The organism is Fodinicola feengrottensis (assembly GCF_010993775.1).
GTDB classification, from domain to species: domain Bacteria; phylum Actinomycetota; class Actinomycetes; order Mycobacteriales; family HKI-0501; genus Fodinicola; species Fodinicola feengrottensis.
Genome location: NZ_WOTO01000023.1, coordinates 15,703 through 30,199, shown reverse-complemented (window position 1 = coordinate 30,199; position 14,497 = coordinate 15,703). Strand labels below are relative to the sequence as shown.

At 63.7% G+C, this 14,497-nt stretch carries 16 protein-coding genes and 1 pseudogene; 14 read left to right on the top strand and 3 right to left on the bottom strand.

Features of this window, described 5'->3' with window-relative positions; genetic code table 11:
* Positions 1-91: 91 nt before the first annotated feature.
* A complete protein-coding gene (locus GNX96_RS21425) occupies positions 92-931 on the bottom strand; it encodes a hypothetical protein (RefSeq protein ID WP_279581063.1) in 840 nt (279 codons plus the stop codon).
* A gap of 100 nt (positions 932-1,031) precedes the next feature.
* On the opposite strand from GNX96_RS21425, the gene GNX96_RS21420 reads away from it, so the two are divergent.
* The gene (locus GNX96_RS21420) at positions 1,032-1,601 is read left to right on the top strand and encodes a TOMM precursor leader peptide-binding protein (RefSeq protein WP_279581062.1); all 570 of its coding nucleotides are present in this window, start codon (positions 1,032-1,034) and stop codon (positions 1,599-1,601) included.
* A 7-nt stretch (positions 1,602-1,608) separates the two neighbouring features.
* Here GNX96_RS21420 and GNX96_RS21415 read toward each other — a convergent pair whose 3' ends face one another.
* Positions 1,609-2,340 (bottom strand): hypothetical protein, encoded by a 732-nt coding sequence (locus GNX96_RS21415; protein ID WP_163569432.1) that lies wholly within the window; start codon positions 2,338-2,340, stop codon positions 1,609-1,611.
* A gap of 749 nt (positions 2,341-3,089) precedes the next feature.
* Complete coding sequence (locus GNX96_RS21410) at positions 3,090-3,455, bottom strand: hypothetical protein (protein WP_163569431.1); 366 nt, start codon at positions 3,453-3,455, stop codon at positions 3,090-3,092.
* 429 nt (positions 3,456-3,884) lie between these two features.
* Here GNX96_RS21410 and GNX96_RS64375 point away from each other — a divergent pair.
* The 13 genes and pseudogenes from GNX96_RS64375 to GNX96_RS21360 all read left to right on the top strand — a co-directional run.
* Positions 3,885-4,376 (top strand): annotated as a pseudogene (locus tag GNX96_RS64375) (LacI family DNA-binding transcriptional regulator); the annotation flags it as partial.
* Positions 4,377-4,428: 52 nt separating this feature from the next.
* On the top strand, positions 4,429-4,917 hold the full coding sequence (locus GNX96_RS53920; RefSeq protein WP_279581060.1) for a LacI family DNA-binding transcriptional regulator: 489 nt from the start codon (positions 4,429-4,431) through the stop codon (positions 4,915-4,917).
* A 51-nt stretch (positions 4,918-4,968) separates the two neighbouring features.
* The gene (locus tag GNX96_RS21400; RefSeq protein WP_163569430.1) at positions 4,969-6,255 is read left to right on the top strand and encodes an extracellular solute-binding protein; all 1,287 of its coding nucleotides are present in this window, start codon (positions 4,969-4,971) and stop codon (positions 6,253-6,255) included.
* Positions 6,255-7,157: a carbohydrate ABC transporter permease gene (locus tag GNX96_RS21395; RefSeq protein WP_163569429.1), complete on the top strand. Its 903-nt coding sequence runs from the start codon at positions 6,255-6,257 to the stop codon at positions 7,155-7,157. Before GNX96_RS21400 ends, GNX96_RS21395 begins: the two co-directional genes overlap by 1 nt.
* 1 nt (position 7,158) lies before the next feature.
* Entirely contained in the window at positions 7,159-7,647 is a 489-nt protein-coding gene (locus GNX96_RS53915) for a hypothetical protein (protein ID WP_279581059.1), read from the top strand.
* Positions 7,553-8,077 carry a carbohydrate ABC transporter permease gene (locus GNX96_RS53910; protein ID WP_279581058.1) on the top strand — a complete coding sequence of 175 codons (525 nt, stop codon included), beginning with the start codon at positions 7,553-7,555 and terminating at the stop codon, positions 8,075-8,077. Before GNX96_RS53915 ends, GNX96_RS53910 begins: the two co-directional genes overlap by 95 nt.
* 3 nt (positions 8,078-8,080) lie before the next feature.
* Positions 8,081-8,437: a hypothetical protein gene (locus GNX96_RS53905; protein WP_279581057.1), complete on the top strand. Its 357-nt coding sequence runs from the start codon at positions 8,081-8,083 to the stop codon at positions 8,435-8,437.
* Positions 8,437-9,174, top strand: coding sequence for a glycoside hydrolase family 130 protein (locus tag GNX96_RS21385; protein WP_279581056.1), 738 nt, complete (start codon positions 8,437-8,439; stop codon positions 9,172-9,174). The genes GNX96_RS53905 and GNX96_RS21385 overlap by 1 nt, the downstream gene beginning before the upstream one ends.
* A gap of 12 nt (positions 9,175-9,186) precedes the next feature.
* Positions 9,187-9,489 carry a hypothetical protein gene (locus tag GNX96_RS21380; RefSeq protein WP_163569428.1) on the top strand — a complete coding sequence of 101 codons (303 nt, stop codon included), beginning with the start codon at positions 9,187-9,189 and terminating at the stop codon, positions 9,487-9,489.
* On the top strand, positions 9,449-10,174 hold the full coding sequence (locus tag GNX96_RS21375) for a hypothetical protein (protein WP_163569427.1): 726 nt from the start codon (positions 9,449-9,451) through the stop codon (positions 10,172-10,174). Before GNX96_RS21380 ends, GNX96_RS21375 begins: the two co-directional genes overlap by 41 nt.
* Positions 10,057-11,271, top strand: coding sequence for a hypothetical protein (locus GNX96_RS21370; protein ID WP_163569426.1), 1,215 nt, complete (start codon positions 10,057-10,059; stop codon positions 11,269-11,271). Before GNX96_RS21375 ends, GNX96_RS21370 begins: the two co-directional genes overlap by 118 nt.
* 838 nt (positions 11,272-12,109) lie before the next feature.
* The gene (locus GNX96_RS21365) at positions 12,110-12,553 is read left to right on the top strand and encodes an RICIN domain-containing protein (RefSeq protein WP_390624100.1); all 444 of its coding nucleotides are present in this window, start codon (positions 12,110-12,112) and stop codon (positions 12,551-12,553) included.
* A 1,556-nt stretch (positions 12,554-14,109) separates the two neighbouring features.
* On the top strand, positions 14,110-14,457 hold the full coding sequence (locus GNX96_RS21360; protein ID WP_163569424.1) for a hypothetical protein: 348 nt from the start codon (positions 14,110-14,112) through the stop codon (positions 14,455-14,457).
* The last annotated feature ends 40 nt before the right edge of the window (positions 14,458-14,497 follow it).

The following is a 14,497-nucleotide window of genomic DNA, read 5'->3' as shown; positions in this document are numbered from 1 at the left end:
TACGCAGCAAGAGCCGACTCGTCCAAGGTCAGACCAGACCTACCGCAGCACTGACAGGCCGGGTCCCTCGTCACTGGTTCTCGCGTTTGGACTACGCCCCCGTCCGCGATGCGGACGACCGCGCCGGTTGTTCGGCAGACCCCCGCTTGCTGAGAAATCTGACAACTTCGGCCGCGGCCACTGCGAGCGCGACTCGCTGGCAGGCTTGATCGGTGGACACCCGGCCGGTTTTCCGACCGACGCAACGGGAACAACCTCCTCCGCGCACGTGCAGCAATGGCCCGACGACCGGTTCAGTCGTGCCCAACTCCACGAGCAACTCTGGCAGCCCTTCGGTGCGATGAGGCCGCTCGCGGTCAGAAAGCACGGTGAGGACAAGCTCATTTGGCGCCGCGGTGCGGCGCTCTCGGAAGGACCGGATTCGCCGAACCCCCGATTTCTCAAGATGTTCGGTAAGCACTGTTGCCGCCCAACCGTCGACGTCGAGCCACACTTGTGCGTCCTGGAGCGCGCGCAGAGCCCGCTCGGCCTGCCGTACCCCGATCAGGCGGTCCAACTGCCGAGCTATCTGCTCCGAGGCCGCCGACCCATGTGGTGGATGCTCGGTGAGCACGCCCTTTCCGGCAAGAAGTCCGACTGCGGCCGCGACGGCATCAAGAGGGACTTCCAGTTCGCTGGCCAGCTCGGTCTGACTCGCTCCTCGCCGTAGCCCGGCAAGCAGGTCAAGAATCAACGCGCGACGTTGCGGGCCCGCCAGCCGAATGGTGTCTGGACCACCAAAAATATCCACACCTGCGACAGTGGCCCGTGCGCCAAATCCCGCCACGAAACGAATCACGGGTGAAATCTGGGTCATGCGCATCCCCTTCGATACCTCGGCGGACGGCGGTCCCTTCCGGCTGAACATAAAGGTCATCGAGCCGCGGGCCAACAGGCAATGCCCCGGCAATTCAACGACTGCCGGCCAGTTGCCTCGCCTCCGCAGGCGGATGGCTGACAAAGTCGGACCCCGAACGAGGGGAAGGGCGAGAATGACCATCGACTGTGGCATTTCTTCCGTCGCGCCGAGCGCTGTGCGGCTGGTGGTACGCGGCAAATTCGGTGCGGCTTTGGCGCCGTTGGCCAAGGCTGCCCTGCGGCGCCGGCAGCTACCGCTGGTGGAGGGGGCCGCCGAAATAGTGGCCGGTCAGCCTGGAGACGGTGGTCTGGTCATAGTGGCCACAGACTGCGACGACCCGGAGATTGATGAGCTGACCGTCTCCTGTCGGGCGGCTGGGACCGCGTCGCTGCTGGTGGTTCAGGAACACCCGGACATCAGGATCGGCCCTCTCGACCAGCCGGGAACGCCCTGGTGCGCGGACTGTTTTAGCGCGAGGCAAAGGCAACACGACCGTGAGTCACCGCGACGGGCCGTCCTGCCGGAGCCGCGTGTGGATATCGCCCTTGACGGCTACCCAAATTATCTGCTGGCGTTGGTTGCCGAACTGACCGCCGACCGGGCGGTCGCTGCTACCAGTCCGGCCGGCGACATCCTTCTTGTGAACTCCTTCACCATGAACGTAAGAAAATTTGCCATAGTCCCATTGGGTGGTTGCTGCTGACATTCCTTTACCATTCCCAACCGATGCCGTGCCATCCGGCTACCGGATCGACAACGACGATCTGCGTCTCGCCGCTGTCCGAGACATGGAGATCATCGATCTCCTCGTATCCACCGCCGAGGCGACGCTCGAACAGATGAACACAGCGACGCGGCCGATCACCGGGCGGGAAGATGACTCTGGTTATTCCCAGGCGCGCCGCCCGATGGAATCCGGTCATTGTGTTCCTGCCGGCAAAAGGAGCCGCGGAGCTCCGATTGCCATGGACATGGTGCCGGGAAGTGAAATCGTACCGGTGCTCAAAACCGTAGAGATAGGCTTCGCCGGACCGGACAATCCGGTCGAAGCCAATCTCGAAGACACCGATCGGGCCGTCCCGGAACGATGCCTGCTGGCTTACCTGGCATCCGCGGACCGCGTACAGCCGGATCGCATCTAGGTCGTCAGGCGAGTCGGCCGCGACCACAAGCGGCGTACCAGCGACCGCCGATTGACTGGCAATGACGACTCGTTCCGATCGGTCCAGGACAATGCGACGGAAAGGGTCGACGAAAGTAGTCTTCTTCGCAAAAGTAGTTGCCACCCGGTCAATTCGACCATCCAGATTCCCCAACAGGGATTGATAGTTCTCCGGACTCTGAAGAAGCTCACCGAAAGGTACCGTGCGGCGTTCGCCGTGCTGACCCCAGGCGGCCAGAAACGTGCCGCGTTGGTCGCCGGTCAGGCCCAGCGCGACCACAATCCGGTCAATTGTGTCCCGGCGTGGCATCGCGACTACTCTTGCCTCGAGTCCCCGAATTGTCCGTACTGACAACCCCACTTTCTGCCGCCAGTCGTTCCTGTGAGTATCCTATGTAATCTCGCGCAGTTCTTAGGAGCGTCGGACCCGACGTGGAGTCACGTCCCTCATGTTCCGACCAGGCTAATGACATTCCTGTGATGCTCCCCTCAATTGACGTTCTCATCTGTTATCAGAGACGTCCGATCGAGATCGAGGTCACAGCACAACGTGGTCAATTAGATAGCAGCTATTTCTTTGTCCAGATGCGGCCGATCGATGGTCAGCTAACTTCGGTGGCATAAGTCAACAGCGCCTGGTCGATCCTTGAACAATTAACGACCCAAACTTGGCGGACCGGTTGGATCTCCAGCAACAGTCGCGCCGATGTCGACGAGCACGGCCTCGTCAGTCGACTCGATCAACAGTCCGGCTTGGAGAGCTGCCCGGTAGAGTTCCGCAGCCGCCTGGTCGGCAGGCAGTGGTGTCGCTGCCAACGGAATCGCGAGGAAAGCCAGTAAATGATGTGGTTTCGCGATGCATGCATATCAGAATAGGCCGAAGTACTGGCACGCGGTCGGTCGGCCTCGGGCTGGGACGATGAGTCGATCTTCACCGATCTGAGGAGCTGGCGCAAATCCCTCGCCATTTGGCCACCAGCTGGCCGTGTAGCGACCAAAATACTGCGCAGCGATTTCGCCTGAGCTTCCTCAATCCGACCGGTCGATTTCAGGAACGGCACGCCTGTCCATTACGGTATGGCGCAGGATTCGTGTCGACTGTTGCCACCGGTCAACCGCAGGTCGCGACCACCGTTCGTGCGACTGCTCGACCACCGTGAACAGGTCCCAATAGCTGGCCCGCCCCAGGAACAACGCGGCGCTGGCAAGAGGTGTCACTAGCGGGCCGGCCGACAGTCGTTTTCGCAAGTACCGTGCCAGTATCGGGGCGGCCGCGACGATCGCACTGACCGCCGCCAGTTGGCGCAACAGCCCGGCCGGCGGCCGGTCGAGGATCGTCGGCCCGATCTGGGTGGCACCGGCCTGCCTGCACATGGACGGCAGGAAGTAGGCCATTCTGGCGATCGTCAGAACGCCCGCGGCGACCAGAAGTCTCGCGGCGCAGCGCATGGGCGGCGGCGGGTACGCCGGCCACCCAACCGGGGTATCGCGGCGGTGACCGGATAGCACAGAAATCCGATGAGCATCGCGACCACGCCCACGATCGCGACTTGCAGCCAGGCCGACTCGTACCAGTGTGGTGGCTCGACCTCCTGGCGCTTCTGTGGTGCCTCGAATCATCGAGAGTGGGACAAAACCCCCACACTCAGCAGCGATGGGCGGCAGCTCGCTGATCGATGGGCCGAAAAGACTTTGTATCGATGAGCGGACTTCCCGAACTTTCACCTCAATCCCGAGACGTCAACTGGGTGTGGTTGACAACACAGTGGTGAGCTGTTAAACCGGTTCAATCGTCTATTGAACCGGTTTAATAGGGAGTTCGACATGGTGAACCGGCGGCCCACCATCGCGGATGTCGCCGAGCGTGCGCGCGTCTCGAAGGGTGCGGTGTCGCTGGTCGTGAACGACCGGCCGGGGCTCACTGAGCAGACCCGCGCGCGGATCCTGGCGGCGGTGGACGAGCTCGGCTGGCAACCGAGCCAGCGTGCCAGGGCACTGTCGTACTCGCGTGCGTTCTCGCTCGGTTTTGTGGTTGCCCGGGATCCGGCGCTGCTGCGGTCGGACCCGTTCTTCCCGGCGTTCATCGCGGGCGTCGAGTCCGTGCTGGCGCAGCAGGGTCAGGTGCTGGTTCTGCAGGTCGTCGGCACCGCTCAGGACGAGGTCGCAGGCTATCGAAGGCTCGTACGCGACTCCCGGGTGGACGGTTTTCTGCTGTCCGACCTTCGCCGTGACGACCCGCGGATCCCGCTGCTCAAGGAGTTGGGGCAGCTGGCCGTCACGCTCAACCGGCCGGTCCAGGAGTCCGGCTTTCCGGCGGTGTGCCTGGACGATCGGCCGGGAATCGCGGCGTCGGTCGAACATTTGGCTCATGGGGCATACCCGCATCGCGCACGTGGCCGGGCCGATCGATTTCATGCACGCGCAAGCCCGCCGCGAAGCCTTTCTGGAAACACTGGAAAGACTCGGCATCCCGCCCGGGCCGGTGGTGGTCGCGGACTTCACCGCGGCCGGCGGCGTGGCGGCGACTCGTCGGCTGTTGGCCGATCCGGAGCCGCCGACCGCGATCGTCTACGCCAACGATGTCATGGCTATCGCCGGCATTTCGGCGGCCGCCGAACTCGGCGTCCGTGTCCCGCACCAACTGTCGGTCACCGGGTACGACGACACCGAGTTGGCCGAGTTCGTCCATCCCGCGCTGACCACAGTGCGGGCCGATCCGTTCCGCTGGGGCGAGATCGCTGCCCGTACGCTGCTCGACCTGGTCGAGGGCGGGCGGCCCGCGGACGTGCAGCTCGAGCCGGCCCGGCTGGTGGTGCGCCGGTCGACGGCGGCTCCCGGCTCCCGTCCGCACACCTGAGCACGACCTGGTCGCGGCGTTCCGCGGCCGACGAGCAAACCCGGAGAAATCATGAAAAGCTGGAAACTCGCCGGAATTCTGGCCGCTGTCGCCGCGATCGGGGTTGCCGGCTGTGGTGGCGCAGGACTATCGGCTGCCGACGCGGCCAAGGCGCATGGCCCGATCACGATCTGGTATTCCAACAATGCGGACGAAATCGCGTGGGGCAAGCAAATGGTGGCGGCGTGGAACACCGCGCATCCCGCCGAGAAGGTCACCGCGCAGGAGGTTCCGGCGGGCAAGAGTTCCGAAGAGGTGATTGGCGCCGCGATCACCGCCGGGACCGAACCCTGCCTGATCTTCAACACGTCACCGGCCGCGGTGCCGCAGTTCCAGAAGCAGGCTGGGCTGGTGCCACTCGACGACTTCCCTGGCGCCACCGCCTACATCCAGCAGCGCAGCGGATCGTTGGCTACCCAGTACAAGTCCCCGGACGGAAAGTTCTACCAGCTGCCGTGGAAATCGAACCCGGTGCAGATCTTCTACAACAAGAAGGTCTTCGCCAAGGCAGGCTTGAGCGCGACCAGCCCGAAGCTGGCCACGTACGCCGATTTCCTCGCGGCGGCACAGAAGATCGTCAGCAGCGGCGCCGCCAAGTACGCGATCCTGCCGGCACCCAGCAGTGAGTTCTACCAGTCCTGGTTCGATTTTTATCCGCTGTTCGCGGCAGCCAGCGGCGGCCAGCAGTTGGTCGAGAACGGAAAGGCCCAGTTCAGCTCGGAAACCGGGCTGAAGGTGGCCGAGTTCTGGCGGAGCCTGTACGCGCAGAACCTCGCCGGTAAGGAGACCTATCAGGGTGACGCCTTCGCGGATGGCAAGGCCGGGATGGCGATCGTCGGGCCGTGGGCGATCAAGGTCTACCAGAACAAGGTCGACTGGGGTGTCGTACCAGTACCGACCCCGACCGGTATGCCGGTCAACGCGATCCACACCTTTTCCGACGCCAAAAACGTGGCGATGTACGCGTCCTGCAAGAACCGGGCAACCGCTTGGGACGTATTGAAGTTCGCGACGAGCAAAGACCAGGACGGCAAGTGGTTGTCGCAGACCGGTCAGATGCCGTTGCGGCCCGATCTCGCGCGGCTCTATCCGCAGTATTTCGTCGCGAACCCGCTTTACACCGGATTCGCGGACGCCGCCAGCAGGACCGTCGAGGTCCCCAATGTCGCGAATTCGGTGACCATCTGGCAGACGTTCCGGGACGCGTACTCAAAGTCGGTGATCTTCGGTACGGCCGCGGTGAAGTCCACTTTGGACGGTGCGGCTCAGAAGGTCGACTCGCTGGCCACGAGCGCCTGATGACCACGGCGATCGCGGGTCGGCGGTTGCGGCTGCTCGGCCAGCAGCCCATCGGTGCGGCCTTTGTCGCGCCGTATGCCATTTTCCTGGCGGTGGTGTTCGCTTATCCACTCGTGTTCGCCGTCTACATGTCCTTCCACCGGTATTTCTTCACGGCACCCGGCGCGATCGTGGACCGGCCATTCGTCGGCCTGGCCAACTACTGGACGGTGCTCACAGACCCCGCGGTGGCCCGATCGTTCGGCAATATCGCGGTGTTCCTGGTGATCAACGTGCCGCTGACAGTCGGGTTGTCGCTCGTACTCGCCAGTGCCCTCAACGCCGCCATCCGGTTCCGGACATTTCTTCGGGTCAGCTATTACGTCCCGTACATCACCGCCAGCGTCGCGGTGGTCGGCGTGTGGATGTTCCTGTTCAACTCCGGCGGACTGGTCAACCAGCTGCTGGGTCCGCTGGCGCCGTCGCCGTCCTGGCTGATCAACTCGTCGCTGGCGATGCCGACTATCGCGATCTTCGTGACCTGGAAACAGCTCGGATATTTCATCCTGCTCTACCTGGCGGCCCTGCAGAACGTACCGAACGAACTGTACGAGGCGGCGGATGTGGACGGCGCCGGCCGTACCCGCAAGTTCTGGTCGGTAACGGTGCCAGGCGTGCGACCGGCGACCACGCTCGTCTTCATCCTGGCCATGATCACCGGCGCCAACCTCTTCACCGAGCCCTACCTGCTGACCGGTGGCGGTGGTCCGGACGGTGCGTCCACCTCGCCGGTGTTTTTGATGTATCAAAAGGGTATTGAGCAGGGACAACCCGATGTCGCATCGGCGATCGGTGTGCTGCTTGTCATCGGCGTCCTGATCGTCTCGCTCGCCAGCCGCCGGGTGCTGGAGAGGGGGCAGTGACATGGTCGCCCAATCAGCTCGTACGGTCGCGGTGAAGTCCACAGTGGACAAAACAGCGGACAGGAAGGTCACCGGCCGCCGTGGGCGGTCGAAGTCGTCGCTGCTGCGCCTCGCGGTTCTGCTGCTGGGAGCGCTGGTCTTTCTGTTTCCGTTCTACTACATGCTGGTCGGCAGCCTGCAGACCGCGCCGGACAGCTCGGTGGCCGGCGCCTTCCCGCGACTGGACAATCTGACGCTGGACAACTACGCGCAGATCAACGCGGCCATCAGTCAGTCTCGGCCGATCGTTGGTGAACTCCGGCATCTTCACCGGTGGGGTGATCCTCTGCACGGTAGTTTTCGGGCTGCTGGCAGGGTACGCGTTGGCGCAGTTGCAGTTTCGAGGCAGGGTGGTGATGTTCAACCTGGTCCTGCTCGTCCAGGTCGTGCCGTTCCAGTTGCTGCTGGTGCCGCTTTACGTGTTGATCGTGCGAAACTACGGTTTGGGTGACAACTACCTGGGCATGATCCTGCCGTTCGCGATCAACTCCGCGGCGGTGTTCATCTTCCGGCAATATTTCCTTCAGCTGCCGAAAGAGATGTTCGAAGCGGCCCGCATCGACGGTGCCGGCGAGCTGTCGATCCTGTGGCGGGTGGCCGTTCCGCTGGTACGTCCGGCCCTGCTGACGGCCGTCCTGATGACCTTTATCGGGCCTTGGAACGAGTTTCTCTGGCCGTTCCTGGTGACCAAGCAGGTCGGCATGCAGCCGTTGGCCGTGTCGCTGGCCAACTACATCAGCACGGTCGCCGCCCGGGCCACCAACCCGTTCGGGGCGATCCTCGCGGGAGCCTGTGTGCTGGCAGCTCCCGCGGTGGCGCTTTTCGTGATTTTCCAGCGCTATTTCGTGTCCACGGACGTTGGGTCAGGGGTGAAGGGTTGAAGCGTGTCAGCGACTGTTGAGACAACTGTTGTCGCAAGCTCCGTGCCGTACAAGCTGACCAGGCTCGGGGTGCTGATGTCACCCGAGCCCGGCACTGAGTTCGAGGTGGAGGGAGTGCTCAACCCCGCCAGCGGCAAAGCGCCGGACGGGACGCTTTACCTGCTGCCCCGGATGGTGGCCGCTGGCAACGTATCCCGGGTCGGGCTGGCCGAAATCGTGCTGACAGCAGGCGTTCCGACCGGTGTCCAGCGGCGTGGCGTGGCGCTTGCTCCGGAAGAGGGTTGGGAACGCGGCATTGGCAACGCCGGAGTAGAGGATCCGCGAACCACCTACTTTTTCCGCATCTGGGCTTGCATGTGATGACGTACGTCGCGTACGGGCCACTCGGTCCGCGGCTGGCACTGGCGGTCTCGGAGGATGTAGTGCACTGGTGCCGGCTAGGCCCGGTACATTTCCGCTACCAGCCGGGCCTGGACACCGACCTGAACCTGTTTCCCAACAAGGACGCGGTTTTCTTTCCCGAACCGGTGGCCGGCCCGGACGGCGAGCCAGCGTACGCGATGCTGCACCGGCCGATGTGGGACCTGGGCTGGTTCCGTCCGGGTGAAGGCGTGCACCTGCCGGCCGGAGTGACCGACGACCGGCCGGGCATCTGGATCTCGTACGTGCCGGCGACCGAGGTCGAGCGGGACATCGAGGCCCTTGTCGAGCTGCGCGGCCATAAACAGCTGGCGCTGCCGGAATATCCCTACGAACAGCTGAAAATCGGGGCCGGCCCGCCGCCGATCCGGGTCGAGGAAGGCTGGCTGCTCCTGCATCACGGAGTGACCGGCACGATTCCGGACGGCTGGGACCCCCAGACCCAGCAGGTCAGTTATGGCGCGGGAGCGATGATTCTGGATCCGGACGACGTGAGCAGCGTGCTGGCGCGGTCGGCCGAGCCGCTGATGGTGCCCGAACTCGCGGACGAGCGCGCCGGCGCGGTGTCCAATGTGGTCTTTCCGACCGCGATCGAGCGGATCCAAGGCCAGCATTACGTGTTCTACGGGATGGCCGACGCCAAGATCGGCGTCGCACGGCTGGACCGAGTTTCCTAGCTGGAGGTTCCGATGTCCGTACGTCGCAGAACTCTGCTCGCCGCTGGAATGGCCATACCTTTGGTCACTGTCCCCAAGATCTCCACAGCAGAGCCAAAATTGACCAATCTCGGGCACCTCGACTTCCTCTGTGCCGGAGTACAGCCCGCACAACAAACTGGCCACGACACGTACCAGCTCGACAGTGAGCCGGCGATCGGGGTTTTGTGGACCTACGCCGAGCACCAGAGCGACGGTTCCTTCCGGCGGGTCGGGCGGCGGTGCGTACGATCCGGTGACTGGCCACTATGGACAGGGTGCCTTCAACACCGATGACATTGCCCGGGCCTGCGTGGTCTATCTCCGTGACTGGCAACAGAACCATACTGCCGCCAGTGGACGAAAGGCGTACCAACTGCTTCGCGGCCTCACCTATCTGCAGACGATTTCTGGCCCGAACGCGGGAAATCCGCTGCTGTGGATGCAGTCCGACGGCGCCCTGACGCCGAGCGCGACACCGCCGGACAGTCCCGATCCGTCCGACTCCGGGCCGTCGTACTGGCTGGCGAGGTCGATCTGGGCACTCGGCGAGGGATATGCGGCTTTCCGTTCCAGTGACCGAAAATTCGCCACCTTCCTGCGGAACCGACTGGACCTGGCGGTGTCCGCGCTGCGGCGTCAGGTGCTGGTCAAGTACGGCGACTGGGAGGTCAGCGACGGAAGGCGGGTTCCCGGCTGGCTGATCAACGGCGCCGCCGACGCCAGTTCCCGGCTGTGCTCGGACTCGCCGCGTACGTCCACGCTGGCGGCGGGCCAGCCGCGCGTACGGCATTGGCCCAGCTCGCCGAAGGCATCGCCGCTTTGTCAGCCGGGGACGCGAAAACCTGGCCGTACGGAGCGGTCATGCCGGCCGCCAACAGTCGGTCCAGTTGGCATGCCTGGGCCGCGCAGATGCCGACCGCGTTGGCTGTCGCGGCCACCGCACTCGGCCGGCCAGCCCAGCCGGCAACGGCATTGTTGACAACGGCTTTGTTGGCGGCGGCACTGCGCGATGCCGCCGGTTTCACTCCGGCGTTGCTGACCGCGGGTGGTTGCGACAACGGTTGGCTGCCAGCGCCGATCGACCGCAGCCAGATCGCGTACGGCGTGGACGCGCGCCTTCGCGCACTGTTGACGATCGCGGACGCCACCGGTCGCGACGGTTTGCGGCTGCTGGCCACAATCACCGCCGGTTGGTATTTCGGCGCCAACCGAGCCGGCCAACCGATGTACGACCCGGCCACCGGTGTCACTTTCGACGGGCTCGCGCCGGATGGGTCGATCAACCGAAATTCTGGCGCTGAGTCAACGATTCACGGACAACTCTCGATGCTGGCCCTGGACCGGGCCGGGCTCGCTCGGCTGACCAGGGTGGTCAGCCACGACGGGCTCGAGGTCCTGGAAGCAGAGGCAGGACGGATGGCCGGCGGCGCGGCGATCGTCACGGCGGATCCGGCCTATACCGGCGAATATCAGTGGAGCGGCGGCTCGTACGCGACGCTGCCGACGGCCGCAAGCGTGTCCTGGACACTGCCGGCCGGCAATCGGCCGCTGCTCATCCGCCCGATCGTGGAGCTGACCGACCATCCGGGCCGTACGTCATGGCGGGCCGGCAGCGCCGGGGTCGGCGCCATCGACCACGGCACCGGTGGCGCTCAGGGCATCTCGCCGGTGCCGGGCACGCTGTTGCCAGTCTCGCTGGCTCAATCGGTCCCGGCCGGCGCCACGCTCACCGCGGTCTGTTCGACCGGGCCGGTCCGGATCGATGCGTTGCTCGTCGAGCCGGTCGTCGCGACGCTGGTCATGGCAGGACCGGACGCGGCGCTCGCCTTACTGCGCAACGGAGATCAGGTCTCGCATACATGCACGGTCACCATGCCGGACGGTGGACCGGTCGTGATCGAGACGTACGACGACCAGGCCCGACCGTACGGCCGGCAGGTCTCCTCCCACCGGACGGTTCTTGTCGAGGTTCCACCCGGCGGTTTCGGCACTGTCATCCACGGTCGCGATCCCCGCTTCCTGGATGCTCGAAATCCTGGCGTCGCGATCATGAACTCTTCAGGCTGGACGTTATGAGTGCCCCGAAAATTACTGTTGAGTTTGACTCCACGCGGTGGCCACGGGGTGGAGGCTCGGCCACCCAATAAGCTTTGATCGCTGGCGATCATTTGTGGATTTATTGGAATGGATTTGAAAACCCGCCGCGTCCCCTATACCACTTCCCCGGCTCAGACGCACCTCTACTGACCTGAGGTGGGATGACATGTCGAAGTTGTTCTTACCGGACGGGTCGTTGGCGGACGCGTACGTCAAGGCTATCTTCACACTTGCCCCATAGGGAAATCACTAGGCGGGTTTATCAGTGGTAGCACGGATACATACGCACCAAGATCTCGCGACAATTCACGTGCATTGTACCGTGCTTACACAAACGGAGTCCTCTAGTGAAAATCCTCCCACGATACGTCAGAATCAGTGCTGCTGTAGTCGCGGTGCTCTTGGCACTCACCCCAGCGTCTTCAGCAGGCGCCTCAACGCACTCGGTGACTCCGCGTTCCCTGGAGTCGCAAAATGTCCAAGGAGGCACCTTCCGAGTGTACGCGAACGCGGCGACCGGCCAGTGCCTCTTTGCCGACGGCGCGGGGAAAGTGTCCACCTCTCCCTGCGATTTCGGTCGGGCCAACTACGGCCAGAAATGGTACTTGACCGACGTCTTTGGTTATGACACACCCCTGTTCAAAACATCCTGGGCCTGTGTATTGACAACTTTCAAGAATCCGTACACACGGACGCCTGCAGGAACGACGCGGCTCAGACCTGGACGATGAATGTCGACAGCAGCAGTGGCAACGACCCTGGCACCTGGGTCAACCGCGACACCGGCCGTTGTCTGGAAGCAGATCCGTCCGGTGCGGTGGCCGCCGAATTCTGCCGGAACGGTGACGCGACCCAGAGATGGACTCAAGTGTTCATCGGGGATGTTTCTCGCTTCATGAACGCGGGAAACTCACTGTGTCTTGACACCGACGTCAGCGGATCGGCATTTCTGTCGAGCTGCACCAGCAACAGCTCCCAACTTTGGTACACCGCCACCTATGGCGCGACCTTCGTCAATTTCGCCAGCGGCCGCTGCCTCTCCACCGTCGTCACCTCAGGCGCCGGGCCGGTGTCGACGAGTGCGTGTGGCGACAGCAATAACAACGACCCTCTCCTCGCCTGGACCTATGACACAAACGGCAGAAATATTCCGATCACTTGGAATCCGAGTGGCCGATGCCTAGACGGCACGGACCCGGCACATCTCGTTGTCCAGGACTGTGCACAAGGCAACGAACAGGTATGGCAGGAAAGACTCTGACCTGCGGCGATCGCGCGGATGGTCGCCGCGGACGAGCTCTCGCCGGATCTAGGACATGACCCGCGCCGTGGCACGCATACCTACCACGCGGATACGTCACCACCGTCCTAGAGCGGCTGGTCTGCCAGCTGGCAGACCAGCCGTACGTGAAACCGGTCGGTGGTGGCACACCGGCCCGGTCGAGAACGCGCATCCGCCGCGTCATCGGTTTTGCGGTTCCGGCAACAGGTGCTGAGGTGATTGCAAACTCTTGTGATCCGTGCACAACTCTACGACCTGCACAGAGACCTGCCACGCGGGGCCGCGCCGATCTGGCTAGTCGGATTCTTCTTTTTGTCAGACCAAATTCTTTGTCGATCATCATGTCAAGGATCGTGATCAACGCTAGGGTCTTGCCGGAGTAGTGGTCTACCCGCCGCTGGTCCCTTTTCGCGCGAGCATCCTGCAGCATCTGCGCGGCATCTGTCTTAGCTTGCGCGACCTGCCGGCGCAGTGACAAGACCTGCCCGAGCATGCTCACCGCACGGCCCGATGCGGAGCCGGACGCCTACGCGGCATCGGCGGGGAATCGTCATACGCCCGCGGATTCATCCCCGCAGCCACCAGCACCGCTTCGGCCACCGCGCGCACGTCACACGGCCACAGGTCATCACACGCCCGGCACGACACACGATCGCGTCGTACTCGCGGCTGATGTGCACTCGACAGATCCCGCGCGGTCAACGTCAGCACCGAATCGGCGCGTACCAGAACGACCATGCCCCGATGCCTCCCATGAAAGAGGACGGACTCCAGCTCAGCGCTATGGATGCACGATGGGGATCGGAGCAAACCCATAGCGACTGAGCTGGAGCCCAGTGAACGGCCAGACGGATCCGGGAGCATCACCCCCGCCGCACCCCTCGTGCCACATGTCACGGCGAGAAGCTCAACCGGACCCGTCCGGCCAGCTTTTACCTGTAGGAAGTTAGAAACCCCAGTCTCGGCTGGACCACTGGCGCCGGCGCCAAGAGCGAATCAGGCAGCTGCCCGACCTCGGCCAGGGCCAGTTGCGCGTCCAACCGCTCAATACAGCGGTGGATGAAGCTCGGACCGTCGCCCAGCTGCACCGAATCCCAGACGCCACCACAACACGAGCAGGTACGCGTACCCACCTGGACTCCGTGTGGGCGATGTTGCACCAACACCGACCGGAACACGTCCAAGTCTCCAGGCGGCAACGACTCAGGCCGCGCCGACATGCCCGGTTCCCCAGCAGTCCATACACGTCGTACGCGGCTGCCGAAACGACGACTCAGACATCGGCAATACCCGCAACCGAAAGACCAGCTTCCAGCCACGGCCCTCACATGACCGGCAAACCTCTTTACCTGGCAAGGTGTCCACCTGCCCATCCGCTGGCTTGTCCATGTGACAAGCCTGTTGACTGGCAGCCTGCTATCCCATGGCTCGCTGGCATATGGCATGTAGTCATAGCCAAACGGCCACCGTCACCCGGCGCACGCCTACAATCACTGTGGATAGCGTTTGCGCAGCTACGGGAGGTCAGCGACCGCGTGCCGGGATACGACCCGATCCGACTCCCGCCGGACTTCTGGACGGATCCGGCGGTCCGTCAGGCTCTGCGTGCGCGCGATATCGGCCAACTGTTCAAGATCATGGGCAGCCTTTCGCCCAAGATCTCGCAGACCCGGATCGGTGTGGCTCTGGGAAAGGATCAGGGCCAGATCAGCCGCATGATCAACAAGACCAAGGAAAAGACGCTCGGCGTTCTTATCGACATCGCCAACGGCCTCGACATGCCACAGAGCGCGCGCTACGACCTTTTGCAGGACTTGATAGGCACGCAGCATCAACCCTCGCTCACACTCCGTCGAGCGCGGGCGACACTGCACCCGATCTGACCGTCGGTCTGACCTATCCGACCGGCGACGAACCGGACCG

Excerpts from the sequence above, each read along its gene's own strand:
- GNX96_RS21420 (WP_279581062.1), top strand. The coding sequence starts at position 1,032 with ATGACCATCGACTGTGGCATTTCTTCCGTCGCGCCGAGCGCTGTGCGG.
- GNX96_RS21410 (WP_163569431.1), bottom strand. The coding sequence starts at position 3,455 with ATGGCCTACTTCCTGCCGTCCATGTGCAGGCAGGCCGGTGCCACCCAG.
- GNX96_RS53920 (WP_279581060.1), top strand. The coding sequence starts at position 4,429 with ATGGGGCATACCCGCATCGCGCACGTGGCCGGGCCGATCGATTTCATG.
- GNX96_RS21400 (WP_163569430.1), top strand. The coding sequence starts at position 4,969 with ATGAAAAGCTGGAAACTCGCCGGAATTCTGGCCGCTGTCGCCGCGATC.
- GNX96_RS21395 (WP_163569429.1), top strand. The coding sequence starts at position 6,255 with ATGACCACGGCGATCGCGGGTCGGCGGTTGCGGCTGCTCGGCCAGCAG.
- GNX96_RS53915 (WP_279581059.1), top strand. The coding sequence starts at position 7,159 with ATGGTCGCCCAATCAGCTCGTACGGTCGCGGTGAAGTCCACAGTGGAC.
- GNX96_RS53910 (WP_279581058.1), top strand. The coding sequence starts at position 7,553 with ATGTTCAACCTGGTCCTGCTCGTCCAGGTCGTGCCGTTCCAGTTGCTG.
- GNX96_RS21385 (WP_279581056.1), top strand. The coding sequence starts at position 8,437 with ATGACGTACGTCGCGTACGGGCCACTCGGTCCGCGGCTGGCACTGGCG.
- GNX96_RS21380 (WP_163569428.1), top strand. The coding sequence starts at position 9,187 with ATGTCCGTACGTCGCAGAACTCTGCTCGCCGCTGGAATGGCCATACCT.
- GNX96_RS21370 (WP_163569426.1), top strand. The coding sequence starts at position 10,057 with ATGCCGGCCGCCAACAGTCGGTCCAGTTGGCATGCCTGGGCCGCGCAG.